General features: G+C 34.0%; 1 pseudogene. It reads left to right on the forward strand.

From position 1 onward, the window contains the following. Window positions 1–281: pseudogene (locus CDZ78_RS20905) on the forward strand (PEP-CTERM/exosortase system-associated acyltransferase); the annotation flags it as partial. Window positions 282–1,041 lie beyond the last annotated feature (760 nt).

Raw genomic sequence — 1,041 nt, forward strand, 5'->3', positions numbered from 1 at the left:
AGCATAAATTAAATCGCATGATAATCTGGGGCTTGTTTTATGCAGCAGCAAAATATGGATATAACAATAATATTCAATACTGTTATTTTATGACAAGCTCTATATTGGCTAGATTATTACGTAAAAGTGGTTTGAATTTAACAAGCATAGGTGGATCTAGTCAGCATAAGGGGGAACGGTTTCCATTCAAAATGAATGTTCTGGAATCCTACAAAAACAAAATGTGGCAGGGTGCTTATAATTGTAACTATCAATTATTTTCTGATCTGCGTGAAAGATAGTTCTATAAAAACATATCGTCAGCCTAGAAAAGGTTAAACTTGAATCTATCATCTTTATGATGCTATTCGTTTGAGACTATACTAGTAAGGCACCTGGAAATATTTATTTTAACATTGTGTGTTAAGGTTTTGCATAGGATGGGTAGAGCGTCTTTTTGCGAAACGCATCAATGTTCGAATGATTGATGGGTTTCATTGTGTGCCTAAAAAACAGGCACTTCATTCTACCTATAAATAAGTTTTCGTGAGTACTTACAACCTAGTGCATGAAAGATAGAAAGATTCTTTTCTAATTTTAAAACAGTAATATAGGGCAGCACCTATGTACCAAAGGGGTAGGGTATTATTAGGGGGCGTTAAACGGGTATAGCGATTTTTTAGATACCTGAGTTGCGCCTGTATAATAACAAAAAAGCGCAATGCTTCGCACTGTACACACAGTCAGTTTTGCTGCTTATTGCTTTGTCGTGACTCCACTCATGCACCAGAAACAAAGTTTAAGTTTTTTCTTAATTTCCCAAGCTTATAAAGCAACATAACTATCACCACACTGATAAGTTTAGTTATTGAATGATCCAGAAAGATACTTATTATGATGCGTTCCCTGATGTATAATTAAAAAATGTAACAATTTATTACCGCTGCAAGTGATGAAACAATTCAAGGGTAGTGGGTTAAATCTGTTATTTCACTTAAATAATTAGGAGAAGTAAAAGGTTTACATCATAATTCCTCGAATGAAATGTTATCAAGAAGTAAG

It is taken from the genome of Bathymodiolus platifrons methanotrophic gill symbiont (genome assembly GCF_002189065.1).
Classification (GTDB): domain Bacteria; phylum Pseudomonadota; class Gammaproteobacteria; order Methylococcales; family Methylomonadaceae; genus Methyloprofundus.